This is a genomic window from Pseudomonas sp. Bc-h (assembly GCF_002080045.1).
In the GTDB taxonomy this organism is placed as follows: Bacteria; Pseudomonadota; Gammaproteobacteria; order Pseudomonadales; family Pseudomonadaceae; genus Aquipseudomonas.
In genome coordinates this window covers 1-654 of sequence record NZ_MUIN01000036.1, presented here as the reverse complement: position 1 = coordinate 654, position 654 = coordinate 1, and the positions used below count along the sequence as shown (strand labels likewise).

2 protein-coding genes are annotated in these 654 nt (G+C 48.0%); one reads left to right on the top strand and one right to left on the bottom strand.

Annotated elements, in window-relative coordinates; genetic code table 11:
* Positions 1–206: hypothetical protein (locus BWR59_RS31720; RefSeq protein WP_143491013.1), on the bottom strand; the 206-nt coding region annotated here is incomplete at its 3' end.
* 180 nt (positions 207–386) lie between these two features.
* On the opposite strand from BWR59_RS31720, the gene BWR59_RS32290 reads away from it, so the two are divergent.
* Positions 387–654 (top strand): helix-turn-helix transcriptional regulator (locus BWR59_RS32290; RefSeq protein ID WP_143491012.1); only part of this gene is annotated, 268 nt, incomplete at its 3' end.

Genomic DNA, 654 nt, shown 5'->3' with positions numbered 1-654 from the left:
GCTATCCTCTCAAATGCGCTCTCTGTAATGCCTTGATGCTCTTTCATGTGCCTTACTACCAAGCCCTTCCTTATTGCCATTAGGTACATCTGCCGCGCGGCATCTATTCGCCCTGATTCTTCTGCTTCTTTGGCAAAGTGCAAAAGCAACTGTCCAGCCGCTGCTAACAGTTCTATCTCTATGTCTGGTTCTTTGCTGTTGTTCATTGCTATCTCCCCTGGCTCTTCATCCTCGCATCATCATTGGTAAATAACGTCCTCCTTGGGGTTATCAACGCATCATCCTCTTTAGTGATTTTTGCCTTTCCTTAGTTTAACTTGCTTTTGCAGACTTTTGCGGGCAATCACCCGTGGAATTATCGCCCGTATTGTTTTCAGATATGGGGCGTGAAATCCAAGGCAGCATTAACTAAACGATTTGGAAAAAGAGTGCGCGAAATGCGTCGCCTCCGAAATCTGTCGCAAGAAGAATTTGCAGCGGTAGCTGGTTTGGATCGCTCTTATATGGGAGCAATTGAGCGTGGCGAGCAAAATCCTTCTCTTTGGATCATTGCCCGAATTGCCGACGCGCTCGAAGTGACGGTTGAGCGTGGCGAGCAAAATCCTTCTCTTTGGATCATTGCCCGAATTGCCGACGCGCTCGAAGTGACGGTTG